Origin of the sequence: Natronosalvus caseinilyticus (assembly GCF_017357105.1) — an archaeon.
Classification (GTDB): domain Archaea; phylum Halobacteriota; class Halobacteria; order Halobacteriales; family Natrialbaceae; genus Natronosalvus; species Natronosalvus caseinilyticus.
Genome location: NZ_CP071596.1, coordinates 2,369,558 through 2,388,342, shown reverse-complemented (window position 1 = coordinate 2,388,342; position 18,785 = coordinate 2,369,558). Strand labels below are relative to the sequence as shown.

The 18,785-nt window shown below is 57.9% G+C and carries 18 protein-coding genes; 10 read left to right on the top strand and 8 right to left on the bottom strand.

Going from position 1 to position 18,785, the window contains the following annotated elements; genetic code table 11:
• Positions 1-113: 113 nt before the first annotated feature.
• Positions 114-770, top strand: coding sequence for a dihydrofolate reductase family protein (locus J1N60_RS11470; protein WP_312907547.1), 657 nt, complete (start codon positions 114-116; stop codon positions 768-770).
• Positions 771-991: 221 nt separating this feature from the next.
• Here the strand turns inward: J1N60_RS11470 and J1N60_RS11465 are convergent, their stop codons facing one another.
• A complete protein-coding gene (locus J1N60_RS11465; protein ID WP_312907546.1) occupies positions 992-2,680 on the bottom strand; it encodes a class I adenylate-forming enzyme family protein in 1,689 nt (562 codons plus the stop codon).
• Between the two features lie 509 nt (positions 2,681-3,189).
• Between J1N60_RS11465 and J1N60_RS11460 the strand changes: the two genes are divergently transcribed.
• Together J1N60_RS11460 and J1N60_RS11455 are read left to right on the top strand one after the other, a co-directional pair.
• The gene (locus J1N60_RS11460) at positions 3,190-3,966 is read left to right on the top strand and encodes an SDR family NAD(P)-dependent oxidoreductase (RefSeq protein ID WP_312907544.1); all 777 of its coding nucleotides are present in this window, start codon (positions 3,190-3,192) and stop codon (positions 3,964-3,966) included.
• 320 nt (positions 3,967-4,286) lie between these two features.
• Positions 4,287-5,075 carry a hypothetical protein gene (locus J1N60_RS11455; RefSeq protein ID WP_312907542.1) on the top strand — a complete coding sequence of 263 codons (789 nt, stop codon included), beginning with the start codon at positions 4,287-4,289 and terminating at the stop codon, positions 5,073-5,075.
• 1,472 nt (positions 5,076-6,547) lie between these two features.
• On the opposite strand, the gene J1N60_RS11450 is transcribed toward J1N60_RS11455, so the two are convergent.
• The 3 genes from J1N60_RS11450 to J1N60_RS11440 are packed head-to-tail and all read right to left on the bottom strand — an operon-like array spanning position 6,548 to position 8,551.
• Positions 6,548-6,991, bottom strand: coding sequence for an arsenate-mycothiol transferase ArsC (locus J1N60_RS11450; RefSeq protein WP_312907540.1), 444 nt, complete (start codon positions 6,989-6,991; stop codon positions 6,548-6,550).
• 16 nt (positions 6,992-7,007) lie between these two features.
• Positions 7,008-8,162, bottom strand: a complete 1,155-nt coding sequence (gene arsB / locus J1N60_RS11445) for an ACR3 family arsenite efflux transporter (RefSeq protein ID WP_312907538.1) — start codon at positions 8,160-8,162, stop codon at positions 7,008-7,010.
• The gene (locus J1N60_RS11440; protein WP_312907536.1) at positions 8,159-8,551 is read right to left on the bottom strand and encodes an ArsR/SmtB family transcription factor; all 393 of its coding nucleotides are present in this window, start codon (positions 8,549-8,551) and stop codon (positions 8,159-8,161) included. The genes arsB and J1N60_RS11440 overlap by 4 nt, the downstream gene beginning before the upstream one ends.
• A gap of 127 nt (positions 8,552-8,678) precedes the next feature.
• On the opposite strand from J1N60_RS11440, the gene J1N60_RS11435 reads away from it, so the two are divergent.
• The 3 genes from J1N60_RS11435 to J1N60_RS11425 all read left to right on the top strand — a co-directional run bounded on the left by J1N60_RS11435 (position 8,679) and on the right by J1N60_RS11425 (position 10,555).
• Positions 8,679-9,116, top strand: a complete 438-nt coding sequence (locus tag J1N60_RS11435) for a RidA family protein (protein WP_312907535.1) — start codon at positions 8,679-8,681, stop codon at positions 9,114-9,116.
• A 298-nt stretch (positions 9,117-9,414) separates the two neighbouring features.
• The gene (locus tag J1N60_RS11430; protein WP_425499286.1) at positions 9,415-10,173 is read left to right on the top strand and encodes a DUF7344 domain-containing protein; all 759 of its coding nucleotides are present in this window, start codon (positions 9,415-9,417) and stop codon (positions 10,171-10,173) included.
• On the top strand, positions 10,166-10,555 hold the full coding sequence (locus J1N60_RS11425; RefSeq protein ID WP_312907533.1) for a DUF7521 family protein: 390 nt from the start codon (positions 10,166-10,168) through the stop codon (positions 10,553-10,555). The genes J1N60_RS11430 and J1N60_RS11425 overlap by 8 nt, the downstream gene beginning before the upstream one ends.
• A 177-nt stretch (positions 10,556-10,732) precedes the next feature.
• On the opposite strand, the gene J1N60_RS11420 is transcribed toward J1N60_RS11425, so the two are convergent.
• On the bottom strand, positions 10,733-11,383 hold the full coding sequence (locus tag J1N60_RS11420) for a helix-turn-helix domain-containing protein (protein WP_312907532.1): 651 nt from the start codon (positions 11,381-11,383) through the stop codon (positions 10,733-10,735).
• 163 nt (positions 11,384-11,546) lie between these two features.
• Entirely contained in the window at positions 11,547-12,395 is an 849-nt protein-coding gene (locus J1N60_RS11415; RefSeq protein WP_312907531.1) for an SAM-dependent methyltransferase, read from the bottom strand.
• Positions 12,396-12,721: 326 nt separating this feature from the next.
• Between J1N60_RS11415 and J1N60_RS11410 the strand changes: the two genes are divergently transcribed.
• From J1N60_RS11410 to J1N60_RS11395, 4 genes are read left to right on the top strand one after another with little or no spacing between them, the layout of a single operon-like run.
• On the top strand, positions 12,722-13,330 hold the full coding sequence (locus tag J1N60_RS11410; protein WP_312907530.1) for a DUF6230 family protein: 609 nt from the start codon (positions 12,722-12,724) through the stop codon (positions 13,328-13,330).
• Between the two features lie 6 nt (positions 13,331-13,336).
• Positions 13,337-13,852 (top strand): DUF6114 domain-containing protein, encoded by a 516-nt coding sequence (locus J1N60_RS11405; protein WP_312907528.1) that lies wholly within the window; start codon positions 13,337-13,339, stop codon positions 13,850-13,852.
• 40 nt (positions 13,853-13,892) lie between these two features.
• Positions 13,893-15,215 carry a hypothetical protein gene (locus J1N60_RS11400; protein ID WP_312907527.1) on the top strand — a complete coding sequence of 441 codons (1,323 nt, stop codon included), beginning with the start codon at positions 13,893-13,895 and terminating at the stop codon, positions 15,213-15,215.
• Positions 15,216-15,265: 50 nt separating this feature from the next.
• A complete protein-coding gene (locus tag J1N60_RS11395) occupies positions 15,266-15,727 on the top strand; it encodes a hypothetical protein (RefSeq protein WP_312907526.1) in 462 nt (153 codons plus the stop codon).
• A 232-nt stretch (positions 15,728-15,959) separates the two neighbouring features.
• Here the strand turns inward: J1N60_RS11395 and J1N60_RS11390 are convergent, their stop codons facing one another.
• A complete protein-coding gene (locus J1N60_RS11390) occupies positions 15,960-16,406 on the bottom strand; it encodes a DUF8147 domain-containing protein (RefSeq protein ID WP_312907525.1) in 447 nt (148 codons plus the stop codon).
• A 1,033-nt stretch (positions 16,407-17,439) separates the two neighbouring features.
• Positions 17,440-18,501, bottom strand: coding sequence for a TrmB family transcriptional regulator (locus tag J1N60_RS11385; RefSeq protein WP_312907524.1), 1,062 nt, complete (start codon positions 18,499-18,501; stop codon positions 17,440-17,442).
• Between the last annotated feature and the right edge of the window lie 284 nt (positions 18,502-18,785).

Below are 18,785 nucleotides of genomic sequence, written 5' to 3'. Positions count from 1 at the left end.
GGCTCTGTTGAAACTCTCAACTGTTGATAGGAATCGGATGCTGAATATAGAGGTTGGCAAAGCGGCATCTACGGATGATACCTTTATCGCTTGATTTCACGTTAATCGGATGAATGAGCCAGAATCATACGGACGAAACGACCGGTACGCTTGTTGTTGGAACGTTCCTTACACTCGATGGCGTGATGCAGGCCCCGGGTGGTCCTGACGAGGATCGTGACGGCGGTTTCGAACATGGCGGTTGGTCGGTCAACTACTGGGACGAGCAGATGGGCGAAATCATAGATGGCCAGTTCGCCGAGGCCGATGCGCTGCTGCTCGGCAGAAAGACGTACGAGATCTTCGCCGCGCACTGGCCTCACGTCGATGCGGAGGACGATCCCATGGCGTCGAAACTGAACAGTATGCCCAAGTACGTCGCCTCCAGAACTCTCGATGCGGTGGAGTGGAACAACTCGACGCTCCTCTCGAGAGGCGTCGTGGAGGCCGTTGAGAATCTTAAGAAGGAGCGCGGGGGTGTGATCATGACGCAGGGGAGCCACGACCTGATCCAGACATTGCTCGCACACGACCTCGTCGACGAGTTTTGGCTCTGGATCTTCCCTCTGGTCCTGGGAAACGGGAAGCGGTTGTTCGGGGACGGCACGATCCCCACGGCCCTCGAACTGGCGAATGCCGAGACGTCGAGCACGGGAGTCCACATGCTCCGATATGAGCGAACGGGGGAGATTGAATACGGCTCCTTCGCGTTGGACGATGTGACGGAGTGAGTAGTGGTTCGTTCGTAGGTAAAGTTATCAGCGAATTCCTGGCCATAGGCTGTGCAAGATACGCGCTTTATATTCAGCACGTCTTCGACAACCTATCACCAATTGAGGGTTTCAACAAAGCCTGATTGGTCTATCGTCCTGCGATGAGATCGGTCCGTACTCGGCCGAAGAAATTCGATCCGCTGGTGTGCGACCGTCGGCTCTTGGCGACGGCCCGCCGTTCAGTGGGCGCTTGCGTCGAGCGTCGCCTCGTCCTGGAGCGCCTTCTTGTCGGTCTTTCCGATATCGGTCAGCGGAATCCGCTCGACGAACACGACCTCCGAGGGAATCGCCTGTTTCGGCACCTTTCCCTCGAGGTACTCGACCACGTCCCGTTCGGTGAGGTCGACGGCTGCGTTCGGATCCTCCTCGATGTAGATTTGGACCCGCTCGCTGCCGGGTCGCTCGGGATCGGGGACGCCGATCGTCGCGGGCCGTTTGACGCCGTCGAGTCCGTACAGGAACTCGTCGACTTCCTCGGAGTACACCTTCAGCCCGGAGACGTTGATCATGTTCTTGACGCGATCGACGACGTAGAATCGACCCCTGGAGTCAACTTTCGCGACGTCACCGGTCGCGACGTATCCCTCGTCATCGAAGGGATCTTTCTCCTCGTCGAGGTAGCCTTTCATTCGCTGCGGGCCATCGACCAGCATCTCGCCCTCCAGTCCCTCCTCGGCGGCGCGTTCGAGCGAGATGGTCTCGCCGGTGTCGACGTCCCGGAGTTTGACGTTCGTGTCGGGAACCGGGAGCCCGATGGTCGGATGGTCCAGTCCGTCGTCGCTTCCGCCGCCCGCCAGCAGGTCGTGGAGACCGTGAATGTCGAAGTGAGTGATCGGCGACATCTCCGAGAGACCGTACCCCTGCGAGACGCCGCCGGCCTCGCGCGCGAACGCCGATTTCGTCTCGTTTGCGAGCGGAGCGGAACCCGAGATCCCGATCACGTCCGACGCGAACGCCTCGTTGACTAGCTCCATGAACTGAGTCGGCACCCCGAGCATAATGAGCGGCTCGTGGCGCTCGACCAGTTCGCTCATGTACGCGGTGTCGCGCGCGTCGGGCACGATCAGCACGTCGAGTGCGAGTTCGAGCAGGCTGTTCGTGATGGAGTAGCCGTAGGCGTGGTACATCGGCAGCGCCATCACCGCCGCTTCGGTCCCGCGCATCATCTGGGCCATCCTCGACTGTGCGGCGACGCCCTGGAGCGCGTTCGCGGTGAGGTTCCGGTGGGTGAGTCGACAGCCCTTCGGCAGCCCCGTCGTGCCGCCGGTGAACAACAGCGTGTGGACGTCCGACTCGACGTCGAACGCGACGTCCGGCGGATCGGCGGTCGCCGATTCGACGACCTTCGGGAGCCACTCGACGCCGGCGATCTCCTCGTGATCGACTGGCGGATCGTCCGAGTAGTCCTCGAGCGAGGTCAGGATCACGTTCTCGAGGCCCAGCTCGTCCTGTAGCGAGCGAATCAGGTCCTGGTGTTCGTCGTGACCGATCATTACCTCCGGATCGCCTTGCTCGAGTCGGTAGACCAGGTCGTCCTCGGCGTCCAGGAAGTCGTTCGGGATGTGGACGCCGCCGGCACGCGAGATGGCGTTCGTGGCGACGACGAACTGCGCGGAGGTCGGCAGGATCGTCGCGACCCGGCTGCCCTTCGTCACGCCGCGCTCGCACAGTGCGGTCGCCAGCCGGTCGACGTCCGTTCTGAGGTCGGGGTAGGTGAATCGCTGTCCGAGTTGTACGATCCCCTGATCGGGGTGTTCGTCCGCGGCGTCGTACAGGAGCCGATGGACCGGTTCGTCCGGGTACGGCTCGAGGGTCTCGGGGATTCCAAACCGTTCGTACTCGCTCGACCAGAGCGTGTCGTCTGGCATTTGTTCACGATACCACCACTGAATCGCTAAAGCGTACTCACTGGTATCCGAGGGCGTTGAAGAGCGCGTTCGCTGACGGTGCCAGCGGATCGTCGACGGTGCCAGCGAGGGAGTGTGACGTGCTCCCACGACTAACGTCGTGGGCTTCCCGAGGTTCCTCTGTTACTCCCGTCAATTCGGATGGTTGGGAATCTAAGCTTCGTGGGCCGACGGGCCACTGGCAGCGCCAGGCTACCGATACTCGTCCCCTAATATGGGATAGCGAGTTACCTGATTGTTTTGCGTCGGCTGGCGCGGTCGGCTTACCTGTTTGATTTCGGCTCTCGCCGTGGCAAAAACCGAGTCAACTGCCAGTTTTCCGCGCACAAGGGCTACTACGAGCGGTTGATCAATCAAGCTTACGGCGCGTATCCCACGACCGAAGTCGTGGGTTTTGCGTCTGCTCTGCATATAATCTCCCTGCGATCCGCCGAGCAAACTCCTTTTCCGTCGCCGTTCACGACTGACGCATGGATTTCGGACTGGACGACAAGACCGCGCTCGTCACGGGTGCGGGTGGTCGTATCGGGAGCGTCGACTGCGAGGTCCTCGCCGAAGAGGGCGCAGAAATCGTCGCCCTAGACGTCGACGTCGACGCCGCGGAGACGGTCGTCGGCGACGTCGAAGACGCGGGCGGGACGGCACACGCCGTCGAGTGCGACCTGACGGATCGTGACGCGGTCGCGGAGACGGTTTCGGCCATCGACGAAGAAGTCGACGGCATCGACGTGCTGGTCAACAACGCCGGCCTGGTCGACGCCCGCGACAAAATGGAGAACTTCGACGACGAGATCTGGGACCGCGACGTGGCCGTCAACCTGACGGGCACCTACAACGTCACCCGGGCGGTCTACCCGAAGATGAAAGAACGCGAGTGGGGCCGGATCGTCACCATGTCGTCGATGGCCGGCTGGCAGGGCGGGTTCGGGCAGATGTCCTACAGCGCGACGAAGGCGGCGCTGATCGGGTTCGGAAAAACGCTCGCACTCGAGGGCGCCCAGCACGGCATCACGAGCAACGTCGTCGCGCCGAGTATCGTCGTCGGTGCACTCGCGGATCTCCCGATCGACCAGCTCGAACAGGTCGACGAACACTTCGGTCGAATCGCCAAGGCGACGCCGATGCGACGGCTCGGCCGGGAGGAAGACGTCGCAAATCTGATCGCGTACCTCTGTTCGGAGCAGGCGAACTACGTCACCGGTCAGGTCGTCGGCGTCACCGGCGGCATCGATCTCTTCAGTTTCTGATCGACCGGCGTCGCGTTCCGGGTCCTGGACTACACTTCGACGCTGACACGCGCGTCTCGAGACAGCGGGTCTTTTTCGCAAGACACCCGACCGCAGGCTTTGATCAACCCCTCGAGCAGTGATAGGTTTTAGCGACTTTGCTGAATACAAGGCGCGAATGTGGCACGAGATGAGAGACAATCTGCGAGAGTTGATAACCGTTCAGTACAGGCGGGGTACGCCCCGTCCAGCCAATACTAATACACCTCGTACAGGAGGACTACAACCCTCTTTTAGTTACCCAAATAACTATTTTCGAGCGGGTCTCAATAACTCAACAAATGAAACGACGACGGTATCTACTTGGAGTAATCACGGTGCCAACTGCTGGCGTAGCGGGGTGTCTCTCACGTGGTTCAACGCCGGATGATGGATCTGATTTGACCCCTGAGGATGACCGAGACGTCGAGACGGTTGCCACGGAGACGTTCGACACCGATTTCACCCCGATCTGTGCCGACGGTGAATCCCTCGAATCGGATGTCGAGGGATTTTATGCGGATCACGTTACCGATCACGAGTTTTTCAGAGATGTCGAAAGCGGTCGGTACGGTGTTCGGGGTCGAGTCTCGACGTGGGATAGTGGGAATATTCCGAACGTTACAGCAGAGTTCTCCGACGGTTCGTTCGATTGGGATCGAGGTTACGGGCTCGATGAAGGAGAGACGTACCTGTTCACAGTGGTGAGTTCTGAGGGAGATCCTGACGCAATAGACGGGTACACGCTCACCGTCGAAGGAGGTGGGGTAGACGATATCGGGATCGCCTCCGAGGAGTACGTGACGATCAATGGGGACTGGGGGAAGATTGGAACGTACGATGACGTACCGGTGTATGGATACGCTGGGACAGTCGGTAACGACCATACGAAGGACGTTAGACTGTTCCCCCGCATGAAGGCGTATCTCGACGAGACGACGGTGGCCTACGCTGGCCAAAGTACAGAATCGGGTGTCGATCTCGCTCCGGGAGACACACAAACAGTCTACTTCCCCTATCCAAGATGCGATCCCGCGAAAATTGACCACGTTAAGGGATGGCTCGAGTGGGCGACGATGGATTACCCGTAGCTCGCTACGCGGAAGAATCGAAGAATCCCTCTCGAAGGCCGTCAACTTCATTCAGTCTCTCGCAATGGTATTGAACACTGAGCATTAGTGTGTGGATGATTCACTGGTATCAATGCGAAATAAACGATGATGTCGCGCTGCATCCATCCTCTGGATACAGCAGACAACTCTTGTAATCTACTGAGGATTACACCAAAACGTACTAATCGCGTTTCAGAAACCTCATAATCGGGTTCTCTATCCGGAAGAATAGGTTTGGTCTCTGGTTAGAGGGCCGATTATGAAGATAGTCTACGAGTGGTTGCACGATGAGAATCTTCCCCGAGAGCATGAGTTGGGTCCCAATCGCCGAGTAGGAGGCTTCTCGAGGGGATTAGGGAGCGTTCGCGTGTGTCTCGATGATTGCCGAGGCTGATGGGCAAGCGAGGTCTGTTTCGTGATCGGCGCTCGTTGCGTAGATGCAGGATTCGATGCGCCAAACGTGCATAACCGGTTCGAGACGCGCTCTAAGGTGAGTTTTCTTTCTCGAAAAGGGTCTCAACCTGTTCAGAAACTCGAGCGTCGTCTAGCACCCCAAAACCGATAGCAGGAAACCGATTATGAACTTTTGAATCGTGTCCTGGACAGTTACGTGTTCGACTCGAGTGGGTAAGTGAGATTCCTGCAGAGAAGCCTCTAAACCACCGAATCCGATTTTCGTGAGAGTGGCTCGAGGCTCTCTTCGTGGCGATTCTCTTCCAGGTTACCGCCAACCCGTAAAACGCAAGAGGAAAACCGATTATGAACATTTGAGAGCGTGATTTGCCTCGCTTTTCGGGACACTCCCTTTCTCCTGCTCACGCCTTATTCTGTCTTGGAAGCCATCTCGAGCGATAATCGCCCACTCCAGAATCTTTTCCTAGGTTCGTCCATAGACCACTCCTACACACATCTTCCGGACAGTTGTCGTGGTTATGACTATCGAGTGTTCTAGCCCATACGATCATAGAAGCGCTCATCCCTCTGTGAAATTCTCCATTCGTTAGGGAGCATATTCACTGAAACCCCTCCTTCCGCTTTCAGTTTAGCGGTTACTCTGGAACAAGAGCTGCTACGTCCAACCGTTACTCCATGTGGGAGGTGAGCATGCGGTCAGTAGCTCGGAACTGGTATGCGCAATATCACCATACGTACTCGTAGTTGAGGGCTACACAAACGCCCATCATTTATGTTCTATATCCTCAAACGTCGCCGTTGACACTCTCTCGCGGTTAAAGACGAGAAAATGTTCGATCCTCTTCCGAACTCTGGATCCTCAATTTGTATCTGTGGCCAGGAAGACGACATCGTGTGAGCAATGTGAGCGAGGAGGATTTGAAGGCTTTATTGAGATCCTCAAACGGTGATAGGTTTCAACGACCGTGTTGAATTCAGGGCGCGAATGTTGCACGAGATTTGCGAAGGTGATGGTCGGTCAGTACAGAGGAGACTGATTAGGCACCAGTCCGCTGGTCGGTGGATAGTTCGTCGAACAACGTGGTGACACGAGTTTCAATTTCATTACGGATTTCACGGACAGCTTCGACGTCTTTGCCGTGTGGGTCGTCGAGGTCCCAGTCGCGGTTCTCACCGCTCCACGATGCTGGACAAACGCCTTCCGCCGAGCACCCCATCGTGATAACGTAGTCGCAGTCTTGAAGGTCCTCGTGCGTGATCTCCCGTGGGGTTCGCTCGCTCAAGTCGATGCCTTTCTCTTGCATAGCCTCTATCACTACGTCGTGAACGGACTCGGCTGGCTGGGTTCCACCAGTTACGATTTCGACGGAATCGGTCAGTTCTCGAGCCTCACATTCGTGCTCGGCGAATGCGGATGCCATCTGAGATCGTCCAGCGTTCTGTACACAGACGAACGCAATGCGAGTGGTATCGTTGCTCATGGTGGTTCGATCGTGATTAGTCGTCTTCTGGTATAGTTGGTCCCGATCGATCGACGAGGTGACCCGCGTCGAAGCGGTCCCAGTCGAACGTTCGTTGGAAGTACAGCGCGACGTGAACGAGAGCCAGGAGGACGGGCACTTCGATCAGTGGGCCGACCACGGTCGTAAACGCGACGCCGGACCCAATCCCGAACACGGCGATGGCGACCGCGATAGCGAGTTCGAAGTTGTTCGATGCAGCGGTAAACCCGATCGCGGTCGTCGTCGAGTAGTCAGCACCGATTCCGCGGCCCATGGCAAAACTCACGAGAAACATAATCACGAAGTAGATCGTGAGCGGAACCGCGATCCAGGCGACGTCCATCGGGGCGGCGATGATGTTCTCTCCCTGCGTCGAGAACATGATGACGACGGTAAACAGGAGTGCGATCAGCGTCAGCGGGCTGATCGTCGGGATGAACCTCTCCGAATACCAGTCCTCACCCTTTCGCCTGACACCCACGTAGCGGGTCAGAATCCCCGCAGCAAACGGAACGCCGAGGAAGAGTGCAATCGCTTCGAACACTTGCATCGTCGTAATCGTGACGTCGGCGACCAGAGACTCCATACCCAGGAGCGGTGGGAGGAACATCGCGAAGAACCAGATGTACACCCCGTAGGTGAGAATCTGGAAGATGCTATTGAACGCGACCAGCCCCGCGGCGTACTCGTTCGACCCCTCCGCGAGTTCGTTCCAGACGAGGACCATGGCGATACAGCGCGCCATCCCGATGAAGATCAATCCAAGGAAGAACTCGGGGCGGGCAGGGAGTCCGAAGAACGCACCGCTGAAGAAGACGATCGCGAGGACGAACATGAGCGTCGGTCCAATGAGCCAATTCTGAATCAGACTCAATCCGAGCACGCGCCAATTACGAAATACCGTTGGCAGCTGTCCGTAATTCACTTTCGCCAGCGGCGGATACATCATCACGATCAAACCAATCTCGACGAGCGGGAGTTCGCTCACCGTTTCAGCACTCCTCGGGGCAAAGTAACCGAACCCGATCCCGATCGCCATCGCGCCGAAGATCCAGACGGTGAGATACTTATCCAGGAAATCCATCGACCGTGGATCACCGCAACTTTCACACGAGCAGTTCGGCCCATGGTTGTGTACGGCGTCGGTCATTCGACGCATCCCTCCACGAGAGTGACGAGTGCAACAGCGCGATTCGTCGCTCTATACTTCTTCCATCGGCCATCTTTCCGACTCTCGACGAGTCCGGCATCAACCAGGTTCGAGAGCGCGTGGCTGAGCCCGCTTTCAGTGACGTCAACGACCGCATTGAGTTCACACACGCAGAGTTCTGCCTCAGCAGCGACGAGAACCCGCACGAGTGTGTAGCGCGTCTCGTTGGCGAGTGCCGACAGTAAGTTCAGTTCGGCTTCGACCTGAGCCGAGCCGATCGCTGCTTCGAGTGTGCCCAGTTCATCCAGTCGCTGTTCGACGTCTTCGCTACGACACTCCCCGAGTTCGTCCTCGAGGTACCGCTTGAGTCTGTCCGTCGCCTGAGCCATCACCAAAGACTTGAGCACTAGTTCAATTATAGATTCCGATTGATCCGAATATAGTGGCTTTTCATGGGATATAAACGCATTATCCTGGTCCAAGGAGCTAAGTAGATTGAGTAGAAATTCAATTATAATGTCGCATAAATCTGCCACACGATCGGTATCCGACGATTCCAAAACTGTTTCTCGTGCAAGTAGTACCACTCGTCGCCAGCGTGAAGGGACGAAATTCACCGGTGCATTCGGCAAAAGAACCGGTGAATCTGATCTCCTCTTCCTTGAAGGGCAGTTACCAGAGAAAGATGGCGAAATTCAACAGCATCTCTCTCCAGCGGAGCAGATGGAACTGTGCTTGAACAACCTCGAAGTGAAACTGACCGACCAGGGACGAAGCCCTGATGACGTGCTTCAGATCACGATATACGTAGCCGATATGGATGCGTATGACGAGATGAACGCGGTGTACGAGCAACACTTTCAAGACGTCTATCCAGCACGAACGACGGTCGGTGTTTGTGACCTTCTCGGAGGCGCATCGGTGACGCTCGAAGCGGTAGTTGCAGTCGAATAGGATGATCATTGCCGATTACAGCGGTGAGTAGAACCGATACTCTGCGTCTTGCTACGCCTACGGGTCGGAACGAGGCTGTTGTCTGTATCTCACTTCTGTATCTTGCATGCCGTTTTTGACAACAGTTCGGTAGTTAGTCGAGGCTCTGCAAAATACAGAGCGCGAATGTGGCACGTGGTCTGGCCCGATTTGCTAAGTGGTGAACGATCAGTCCAGGAGGGACAACGAGTGGTTCAGCGTGAAGGTATAGCTATCCTGTGACAACGCTATTTAGCCGTCGGAACTGAGTGGTAGAGTGATGACAGAGAGTGGCACCCATTTGCGGAATCCAACGCTCGAGTGTATCGCGTCCCGTCACCGACGCGAGTGCCTTCTCGCCCTAAACAGGTGGGGGTCGACGCTCTCCGTGAAGCAACTCACCGCCTACCTTGCTGCCACGGAGCAGGGGAGGTCGTCGCTCGATACACCAGAGCTCGAGGCGATGCAGGTGCAACTCACCCACGTTCATCTGCCAGCACTGGAGGATGCAGGCTTCATTTCGTGGAAAGAAGATGATGACGTCGTCCAAATTGCGACGCACCCGGCGCTCGATGACCCACGGTTCGAACGGTTGCTCAAGATCAACGCCGGCGATGTGGATGCGATACTTTCAGCGCTTTCCCACGAATATCGTCGGATTACGCTGACCGTTCTCGAAGCCGAACAGACGAAGTCGCGAACCGAACTGGCACACGAAATCCGCCACCGTCTGCCAGTAACGGTTGATCATGAGTTACCGTCAGCCGAGGAGATCGGCCTCTTGTTGCACCACGTGCATCTTCCGACCCTCGACGAGGTCGACGTCATCGATTTTGACCCCGCGACTGGTGACGTCTCTTACAACGATCATCCCGTGCTCGAGCGGATCTTCGCGATCGTCTTCGAACGTGACGACTCCGCTGTTGAGAAACTGGACGGATTCTTAAATGGGCTGGCTGACTCCTACCAGCAGGCGAGTCGGGGAACGAATAGCAAGGCAGACTGGCCTCACTTCTGGAACAATCCATACTATGGATAGCACGCTGGAATTGTGGGCGTACGTCTTCAGCAACATCGGGGCAGTCGCAGTCGGGAGTCTCTTGACCGCGCTGAGTTTCCTCGCGTATCGACGAAACAGCGATCAGGCGTCGTATCGGTTTGCCACCCTGGGATTCGGCCTGATCGTCCTGGGGACGCTCGTTGACCCGGTCTACTTACTCTGGATGTCAGTCGAGTATCGCTTGACGTTCACCGAAATCTTACTCCTTCAGGTCAGTGAAGACCTCTTGTTCGCGGCTGGACTCGGGCTGCTCTTCTATGCAATTCTCCGGTTCGACACTTCGGCTGATTCGACGGCGGATAACCCTGCTCCATCCGAGGACGAGTTACTTTGGAACCAGCAGTCCCAGAACGATAACTAAGCAGCTGTATGTGCCGGTTGGTTCGGTCCTGATTGTGTGAAAAACGAAGGTACCGTGCTGCATCCATCCTCTATATCTTGCACGCCATTCCTATCAAATTTTGAGGGATCCAACAGAGCCTGACCGCACATCACCGTCAGACCACTGTCTCCGCGCTTCCGGCTCGAGTCGCCGACTTCAGGGTATAATCTGCGTGAGAATCTTCGCCTCAATCTTTCGAAGGTGGCCGCCAACCGTTCCCCCAGCACAGTCGAGTTCCTCGCCGATCGCCTCGTGGGTCGCGTTCCGCGGGACGTCGTAGTACCCCATGTCGACCGCCGTCTGAAGAATCTCCTGTTGTCGCTCCGTGAGCTGTGAGAACAGGCGGTCGGTGTTCGGTTCGTAGGTGCCCGTCTTGAGGAGTTTGAGCCGAATCCCGTCGGGAATGTCCGGAAGCGCCTTCTGAAAGCTCCCGACGTCGCCGATCACCGTCACGCGAAGGCCGCCCCGCCGCGTGTACTCGAGCGGCGTATCGAAGATGAACTCGAACGTTCGAATCACGGTCAACAGTTGCACGAGTCGCTCGTCGGCATCGACGTGGATGTACGCGTGAATCTCGTCGCCGGCGCCCGAGAGCTGGTAGTTCAGGACCTTCGACGATTCGTCCAGGATCGACTCGAGGGCGTCCCGATTACCCGAGAGTTCGTAGAGGGTCACGATGGTATCGTCGGCGAGCAGGTTGACGTTGTGCAGGAGTTCTCGTGTGACGTCGGGGTGGTCGGCGATCCGTTGATCGACCGGATGTAACCCCTCGTCGTCGGAGATAATGATGCATTTTGCGTATCTCATCTCACGAAGGTCCCCTCATTGTGGGGGTACTTCTTGATAACGATTCTCACAGTAATCGTCCGGTATCACGGTTGAAGAACCGATTACAGTCGAGTGAAACGATCGCTGCGACCGTCGTCTCGCTCACTGCTGGTGCTCCGGATATGCCACACGAATACCCGCATTATGAAGGGAGTTCGGCGGTGAAATCGCCGTGGACGGCGATTCCGCGCTCGATAATCTCGCGCTGGTGGTAGAGCGTTATCCCCTGGTCGACCGAGGACTCGTTTTTGATCCCGAGCGCCGAGGCGACTTTGAGAAGGGGCGTAACGCCGAGCGAGAGCCACCACTGGCGACGGGACGAGGGGATGATCCGGTCGTAGTGGTCGTCGAACGTGACGTCCGTGAACCCCAGTTCCTCAAGTCGCTCTCGAAACTCGCTGATGTGAGCGAGTTCCGGAACGGCCCACCCGTCGAGAACCGTTCGTAACGTCTCCACTTCGGGAGGCGTCAGTTCGGTTCGGCTCATGTATCCGTCGGCGATCATGAGCCGGCCGCCCGGTTTGAGGACGCGACGGATCTCCTCGAGAACACGGTGTTTTTGCCCGGAGTGACACACCGTTTCGATCCCCGAGACGGCATCGAAGGTGTCGTCGGGGTACGGAATCTCGTGGTAGTCGCCGACGCTGAACGTGGCGCGCTCCGAGACGCCGCGTTCGCGCGCGTTTTCTCTGGCCTCCGAGACGTGGAGCGGGCTGAGGTCGATTCCGTGGACCTCGGCGCCGTACTCGTCGGCGACGTGTACCGGGAACCCGCCGCGCCCGGTGCCGACGTCCAGGACCGTGTCCGTCTCATCGACCTCGAGTTTGTCGGCGTAGACGCTATTCGAGTTGGTCATGGCTTCCGAGTGAGTCGTGTGCTCGTCGTCGTAGAAGCCGTAGTGGAGGTTGACGTCGCTCCAGAAAAACCGGTACTCCCACGCGGTATCGTTGTAAAAGTCGACGATTTCGCCGTCGAACGAGTTCAGATGCATGCTCCCATACGCACGGTTCGATCCGATAGTCGTTCTCCCGCGTTTGCGAGCGTATTTATATTGCGTCGGGCGCTCAGTTCTATGCCGCATCTACATCTTGTGCGGTGATTCATCGGCATCAATCCATGTAAGAAAAAGTGAATATTATCGATCCGTATAAAAATATCCCGGGATACAAGGAGGAAAGATCATATGTGATAGTGTGAAGCGTGGTCTTGTGTCATGATTGATGACGCAGTCCACCAACCGAGCCAGAACCGAGGTCGTACAGCCACTCCTGCGGCAGTCGACGTGGGCGGGGAACGCATTCAGTGACGAAGAAGACGATGTACAATAAAAAACGACTACTGACGGGAACCGGAGCATCGTTTTTCGTCGTCGCGCTGGTCGGCCTCATCGTGCTTTCGTCGGGGACGGCCTACGCCGCACCGCTCGCCGGTGCCGGCGGATTCACCGTCGAAGCCGACGAGATCAGATCCGAGGAGTTCCTCCTCTATCCAGGCGTCGGCGAGAGTGACGAGGGGACAACGCCGGTCGTCGTCGTCGAGCAGCGAGGCGTCGAGATCGACGGGCTCGTGTTGACGAGAGAACAGCCGCTCGATGCGCTTCCCGGAGTCGACGGTTCGATGATGATCGAGTTCACTACCGACGATACCGTCACGGCGAACGAACAGTATCTCAAGATGACCGGACAGAGCGCGGAGTCGGCGACCTTCAACGGGCAGGTCATCAACGCCCAACAGAGCGACGATCCGAACCAGCAGTTCCAGCAGACAGCTGGTGACAACTCCGATCCCGAAGAGGGACTGCTGACCAACGTCGAAGGTGAAGGTCCCGGCATGGTCCAGGAAGACGCGGAGATCGACATGGTGTACCTGGCCTCCGATGAGATTACGCTCCCCGGACTCGACGTGAACGTCTACTACGAAGGGTAAGCATCCATGACCACCGAAACCGACTCCAGGAGCCGATGGACACGGTTCAACGAGTGGCGGGTCCAGCGTCCGTTCCTGGGCGCGATCCTGCTGTGTCTGGCCGGCATCATCATCACCTGGGTTCCGATGCAGATCCTCCCCGACATCATCTTCATCGGCGGGGAGATGGCAGGCTTTCTCTCCATCGGCGCGATGTTCGGCGTGTTCGTCTTCGTGACGGGCGTGTTCGCGCTGTATCGACCCGGGAGCTCCGACGTCATCGGCGTCGTCGGAATCGTCCTGTCGATCTTCTCGCTGTTCGGTGCGCTCGGCGGGTTGCTCGTCGGAATGTTCCTCGGAATCCTCGGCGGAAACCTCTGTCTCGCGTGGCAACCCAGGGATGAAGAGGCGCCGTCGGAGCCGAGCACCGTCGACAGAGCGGTCGGCCGATTGCGCAAGCGCACCCGTCGAGTCGTCGGCACGACGACTGCACGACTGCGCAATCACACCGACCTCCGTTCCCAGCGAGGTGTCGACGAGTGAACCGATCTGATCACGAACGACGAGCGGACCGGACCGACGTATGAGCCGAACGCGCACAGTCGTCATCGCAGCGCTGGTCGTCCTCGGCAGCGTCGCTGCCGGAGTGGGGACGATGCCAGCACTCGCTCAGGAGTCTGAGCGCGACGTCGTCACTGTCGAGTTCGGTTCGATTGAGGGCGGCACCGTCTGTGCCCAGCAGCTCACGTCCGATACCAACCAGGTGCTCGTCCAGAAGGCGAACTACGACGACATCACCATCTACCTCGACGACAACAGACGAGTCGAACTCGAGCAGACCCAACCAGACGCCTCACTGGTGTTGCACACTGACCGTCAGAACGAGGGACTCAACCGCCTCGCGGAGATGGGCGAGTGTTTCGACACCAACCAGACGAACGTCGTCGTCAACGCTGACGGCATCACGATGGAAGGACTCTCGGTTAGCGGCTACCAGGTGGAAGTCGGCCCGAATAGCGAGGTCCCCGGTGCTGGCGGCTTCGACGTCGACGAAGAGGACAGTAACGAGAGTACGACCGACGACGTCACGGACGGGGTCAACGAGACCTCCACTGATGCCGGTAACGTGACGGACAACGTCACTGAGGAGGTAGGCGACGACGAATCAGTGGACGAAACCACCGATCAAACCGAGGACACGGTCGACGAGACTACCGACAACACCGAGGACACTATCAACGAAACCACTGATCAAACTGAGGACACGGTCGACGAAACCACTGATCAAACCGAAGACACGGTCGACGAGACTACCGATCACACCGAGGACACTATCAACGACACTGTCGACCACACCGAGGACACGGTCAACGACACCGTCGACCATCTCGAGGAAACGACCGAGGAAACGGTAGAGCATACGGAAGACACCGTCGACGAAACGACAAACCACACTGAGGAGACGGTCAAAGACACTGTCGACCACACCGAAGACACCACCAGCGATCTGACCGAAACGGTGGCCGAGGAACCAGAAAACACCGACGAGCAGGTAATCGAATCCACCGAGGAAACGGTCAATCACACCGAAGAGACGGTGGACGACACCATCAACCACACCGAAGAGACGCTCGAGGAAACTGCAACCCATACCGAAGAAACCGTTGAAGAGACGAGCAACCAGACCGAAGAAACCGTCGAGGAAACCGAGGATCACGTCGCGAAAACGGCTGACGAAACTATCAACCAGACTGAAACGACCACCAACGAAACCGTCGAAAATACGACTGACGGGCTCGACGAGACTACGGAAACCCTGAACGAAACTGCTGACGACGACGGGACGAACGATACCGACGACAACGAGACGGACGATAGCGACGACACCGTCGATTTGGGCCTGTAGCACAACCTCGAACGATCGAGACGAACTTTGTTCGACCAACCAGAGACGACATGCACGAATACGAGTCACACGATTTCACCAAGACCGGGTTCTCGAGCGAGGCGCTCGAAAAGTGGATCATCATCGCGGCCGTCATTGTCGGGGCCCTCGTCAACCTCAACGCGTTGATGGTGCCGCTGCTCGGCCGGATCGGCGGCGGTACCGTCGCCGGATTCGTCGCAGCGTACGCCGTCGATCGAATCGCCTCGGGTCTCCTTCACGCGGTGCTCGCCAGCGCAATCGTGGGTGCCATCGCCGGAACGATTACGGGGCTGATGGGGGCGATGATGGGACTGTACAACGAACCGCCGCTGCTGCTGCTCAGTTCGCTCGGTCCCATCAGCCCAATGCTCACGGGCTATGGACTGCCCAGTACCATACTGATCATCCTCGCGTTCTCGCTGCTGACTGCCGTCGACGGCATCGTCGGCGGTATGATGGGGAGCGGGCTGCGATCGCTGCTTCCCTGGTGACGAGTGGAGACCCCTTCTCGGCGTTCCCTCGACCCTTGTCTCGGCGTCTCAGTTCGAATCGGTACCCACAGTGAGCCCCTCGAGCATCTCTCGTGTACCGTCGCTGCCGTTCGCGAGGTCTGGCCGACTGGGAATCGAGACCGTATCGATGAGACAGACACTCCGTGTGATGATGGGCGGCCGGGCTATCCGTCGAACCCTTTTCGTATCGACCGTCGCAGAAAGAGCGGGCTTACGGCGAGTTCGCCGGAGGCGAGCCGGATGAGGTGCGACTCGTACCGTCACGACGGGAGACGAAAACTGCGGCCAGCACCGCCACGAAAATTCCGACGGGAAGCTCGAGTATCATCGCAGTTGCGAGGCCGACAGCCTGCGTCCAGAGGACCACCGCCGCGAGTCCACCGCCAACGACGAACCCGACGATTCCCGCTACCGTCGCCCGGAGGCGGCCCACCGTCCGTGCAGTGGCTCGGCCAGTGTCGGCGACTTCTTCCCGGTACGTGACGCCCTGATACGTGAGCACGGCCAGGGCAATCCCGGCCACGAGGCCGGCAGGAAGCCCTAGCATGATGGACGGCCAGACGTAGGGACCGAGAGCCTCAGTTACGCCGATCCCGACCACGAAAAGGCCGAGAATGCCGACGAACAAACTCACCGAGACCTTGAGGAGACGGTTCATGGCTCTTATACGTCAGCTGAGAACATATCCCTCGCTGCTGACTCTCGAGCGGAGAGAACTGACTGCTACGTCCCAGCGCGTAGCCCGGAATCAGCCGTTCCCGACAGACGCTGTCGAGTCGGCATACCGAATCAGATGTCAGTCTGCCTCGCTAATCGTGTCACTAGGGCCGATGGACCTCCCTCGCCAGCGCATCCAACATGTGCGACACCGTTCAAACGCCCTGAGTCCAGGTACGCGAAACTCGAGAGTGGTGCTCCGATAGTCGTTTGATCGGCGTATCTGAAACCATTTTCAAGCTGAGAGATTAGTCGTCCTAACTTTTTGAATATATGTTTGATAGCGATAATTTCGTGGAACTTGTCTTCCAATCGGAGCGCGTGGTAGAGGGAAGGAAGACATGGAGTCACGGTCCGAGATAGACGAGAATGTCGGTATCAGAGTGGTCGTGGTTCTCGAGGAGTTCGAGTAGAAAACTCGAGATAGCAGTGTTTTTGCGTTAATCCAGTTAAAACTAAACGATTCGTCGGGTTCGAGATCGACGACTGTGTACTGCCAGGAGCGCAGATCGATGAGTAGGAACACCGTTTGATCGGGATCGACGTGTCGCCTTCGGGTCGAAGGGGCTGTCTTTTTCACCTGGGTGTAGACCGTAGATTGAACTTGCTTACTCAATTTATATCGGATCTAGAGATAGTATGTGAAATAGATACTAGCATGAGTAGAGCTGGATACTGAAGCGAAACACCTCGAGCGATGCCACCTCCTGCTCAGCAAACCCTGACGTACTATCGTGTCCGGTTCGTCGAGCAGACCGAGTTCGGCCTCCCAAAGTACGAACGCTACCGTTCGCTCCTCCCATCTTTACCTACCGCCAACTTGCGGTGGTCTCGAGACGGCCGAAGCGACGAGTTACGCGCACGGTCGCCGACGGAGCGCGGCGGCGGACAGCGTTGGTGGGTTGCGGTGACGAGTACAATTACGGGACTACGGATGTAATCGGGCGGTTCCATTACAGACATATGCGTGTAATTCACGGATCAGGGAACGCGATCCCTTCGACAGTGATGATTTCGGCTTCGACGTCCTCAAAGACGGCGCCCCAGCCACCGATCGTGTACTGTCGGCTCCCGGAATCGACGACGAGCGTCGCGTAGCCGGCGAGTTCGGTGACGGTCGGATTGCGGCGCGGGACGGTTCCGCCATCGACGGTGATAGAGGAGAGTTTACCTCTGACTTCGGTGTACTCGCCTGATTCCGGCTGCTGGCCGAGCACCCGCACATCGATCGTCGCACCGTCGTGCCACAACGGCGCGACGTCGAGAATGAATCCCTCGATACTCGCATACGTCGGGAGCCGATTCGGATCGACGTACAGCCGGTTGCTCGGCAGCCAGATGAGCGTCAAGTAGAACCAGTGGAGGACCAGCGTGAGGATGTCGTCGTTGATGACGATTCCGTAGGGTTCGCCGTGGTGGACTGCCGGCGCGAAGAACGCCCGCCGTCGGTCGACGATGGCGATGAACGGCCCAGGAAGGGCCCGCCAGCGAACCTGTAACACGCCCGCGTCCCGCGGGTCGATCGACGGCTCCTCCCCGCAGAGTGTAACCCAGGTGTTGACGCCGCGATCGTCCGCGTCCCGCAACGCTGGCTGGAGCTGTTCGAGTTGCGCTGGCGTGGCAGCCACTTCTACCGACACGGACGCGTCCTCGATCGCTTCTCGAGCGTTGTTGACGAGACTCTCGCGACGCTTGAGAACGTTCACCCGAAAGTCCTGTGCGTCGGGGCGCTCCCACCGATCCTCGACCTCGTCTGCGGCGTCGGCCAGCATCTGGCTCTTCTCGCGAAGCTGGTCGATGATCTCGACGGGTTCGCGGGCTCGAGCGTGGAGTTTGTCCCGGTCGATCGTCTCTACGAAGCCGTGGTCCTCCAGGCTGCGGATCGTCTCGTAGATCTGCGGTGCCGGAACGGACGACCGTTCCGCGATGCCGACGACGGACGACGACCCCACCTCGAGGAGCGTCAGGTAGGCGTCGACCTCGTACTCGGTGAGCCCACCTTCCTCGAGCGCCCGTCGCAGCGTGTCGGTATCCATAGGGTATCTCCCACGGCAGTTTCGGTAAAATCTTCCTATTTCGGGCAGAGCGACCACTCAGTGACGTACCACTAATAATCGAGACATGTTCAATAACGATTGTTATTCTCGAAAACCGGCAGAAGGGACCTCTCCGAGCAGACGCCAAAAAATAGTAACCGAACTACAAAAAAGACGGGTGACAGGAATCAAACGGTCGAACGGCAGGCCCGCCTGAATTCGCTGCGTCACCACATCATCACAAAACGTATCGCGGCAAAACGCCGCGAGCGTAGCGCTGCCGA

Bases quoted from the DNA above. Each gene is read 5' to 3' on its own strand.
- J1N60_RS11470 (WP_312907547.1), top strand. From the start codon at position 114: ATGAGCCAGAATCATACGGACGAAACGACCGGTACGCTTGTTGTTGGA.
- J1N60_RS11465 (WP_312907546.1), bottom strand. From the start codon at position 2,680: ATGCCAGACGACACGCTCTGGTCGAGCGAGTACGAACGGTTTGGAATC.
- J1N60_RS11460 (WP_312907544.1), top strand. From the start codon at position 3,190: ATGGATTTCGGACTGGACGACAAGACCGCGCTCGTCACGGGTGCGGGT.
- J1N60_RS11455 (WP_312907542.1), top strand. From the start codon at position 4,287: ATGAAACGACGACGGTATCTACTTGGAGTAATCACGGTGCCAACTGCT.
- J1N60_RS11450 (WP_312907540.1), bottom strand. From the start codon at position 6,991: ATGAGCAACGATACCACTCGCATTGCGTTCGTCTGTGTACAGAACGCT.
- arsB (WP_312907538.1), bottom strand. From the start codon at position 8,162: ATGACCGACGCCGTACACAACCATGGGCCGAACTGCTCGTGTGAAAGT.
- J1N60_RS11440 (WP_312907536.1), bottom strand. From the start codon at position 8,551: ATGGCTCAGGCGACGGACAGACTCAAGCGGTACCTCGAGGACGAACTC.
- J1N60_RS11435 (WP_312907535.1), top strand. From the start codon at position 8,679: ATGTCGCATAAATCTGCCACACGATCGGTATCCGACGATTCCAAAACT.
- J1N60_RS11430 (WP_425499286.1), top strand. From the start codon at position 9,415: ATGACAGAGAGTGGCACCCATTTGCGGAATCCAACGCTCGAGTGTATC.
- J1N60_RS11425 (WP_312907533.1), top strand. From the start codon at position 10,166: ATGGATAGCACGCTGGAATTGTGGGCGTACGTCTTCAGCAACATCGGG.
- J1N60_RS11420 (WP_312907532.1), bottom strand. From the start codon at position 11,383: ATGAGATACGCAAAATGCATCATTATCTCCGACGACGAGGGGTTACAT.
- J1N60_RS11415 (WP_312907531.1), bottom strand. From the start codon at position 12,395: ATGCATCTGAACTCGTTCGACGGCGAAATCGTCGACTTTTACAACGAT.
- J1N60_RS11410 (WP_312907530.1), top strand. From the start codon at position 12,722: ATGTACAATAAAAAACGACTACTGACGGGAACCGGAGCATCGTTTTTC.
- J1N60_RS11405 (WP_312907528.1), top strand. From the start codon at position 13,337: ATGACCACCGAAACCGACTCCAGGAGCCGATGGACACGGTTCAACGAG.
- J1N60_RS11400 (WP_312907527.1), top strand. From the start codon at position 13,893: ATGAGCCGAACGCGCACAGTCGTCATCGCAGCGCTGGTCGTCCTCGGC.
- J1N60_RS11395 (WP_312907526.1), top strand. From the start codon at position 15,266: ATGCACGAATACGAGTCACACGATTTCACCAAGACCGGGTTCTCGAGC.
- J1N60_RS11390 (WP_312907525.1), bottom strand. From the start codon at position 16,406: ATGAACCGTCTCCTCAAGGTCTCGGTGAGTTTGTTCGTCGGCATTCTC.
- J1N60_RS11385 (WP_312907524.1), bottom strand. From the start codon at position 18,501: ATGGATACCGACACGCTGCGACGGGCGCTCGAGGAAGGTGGGCTCACC.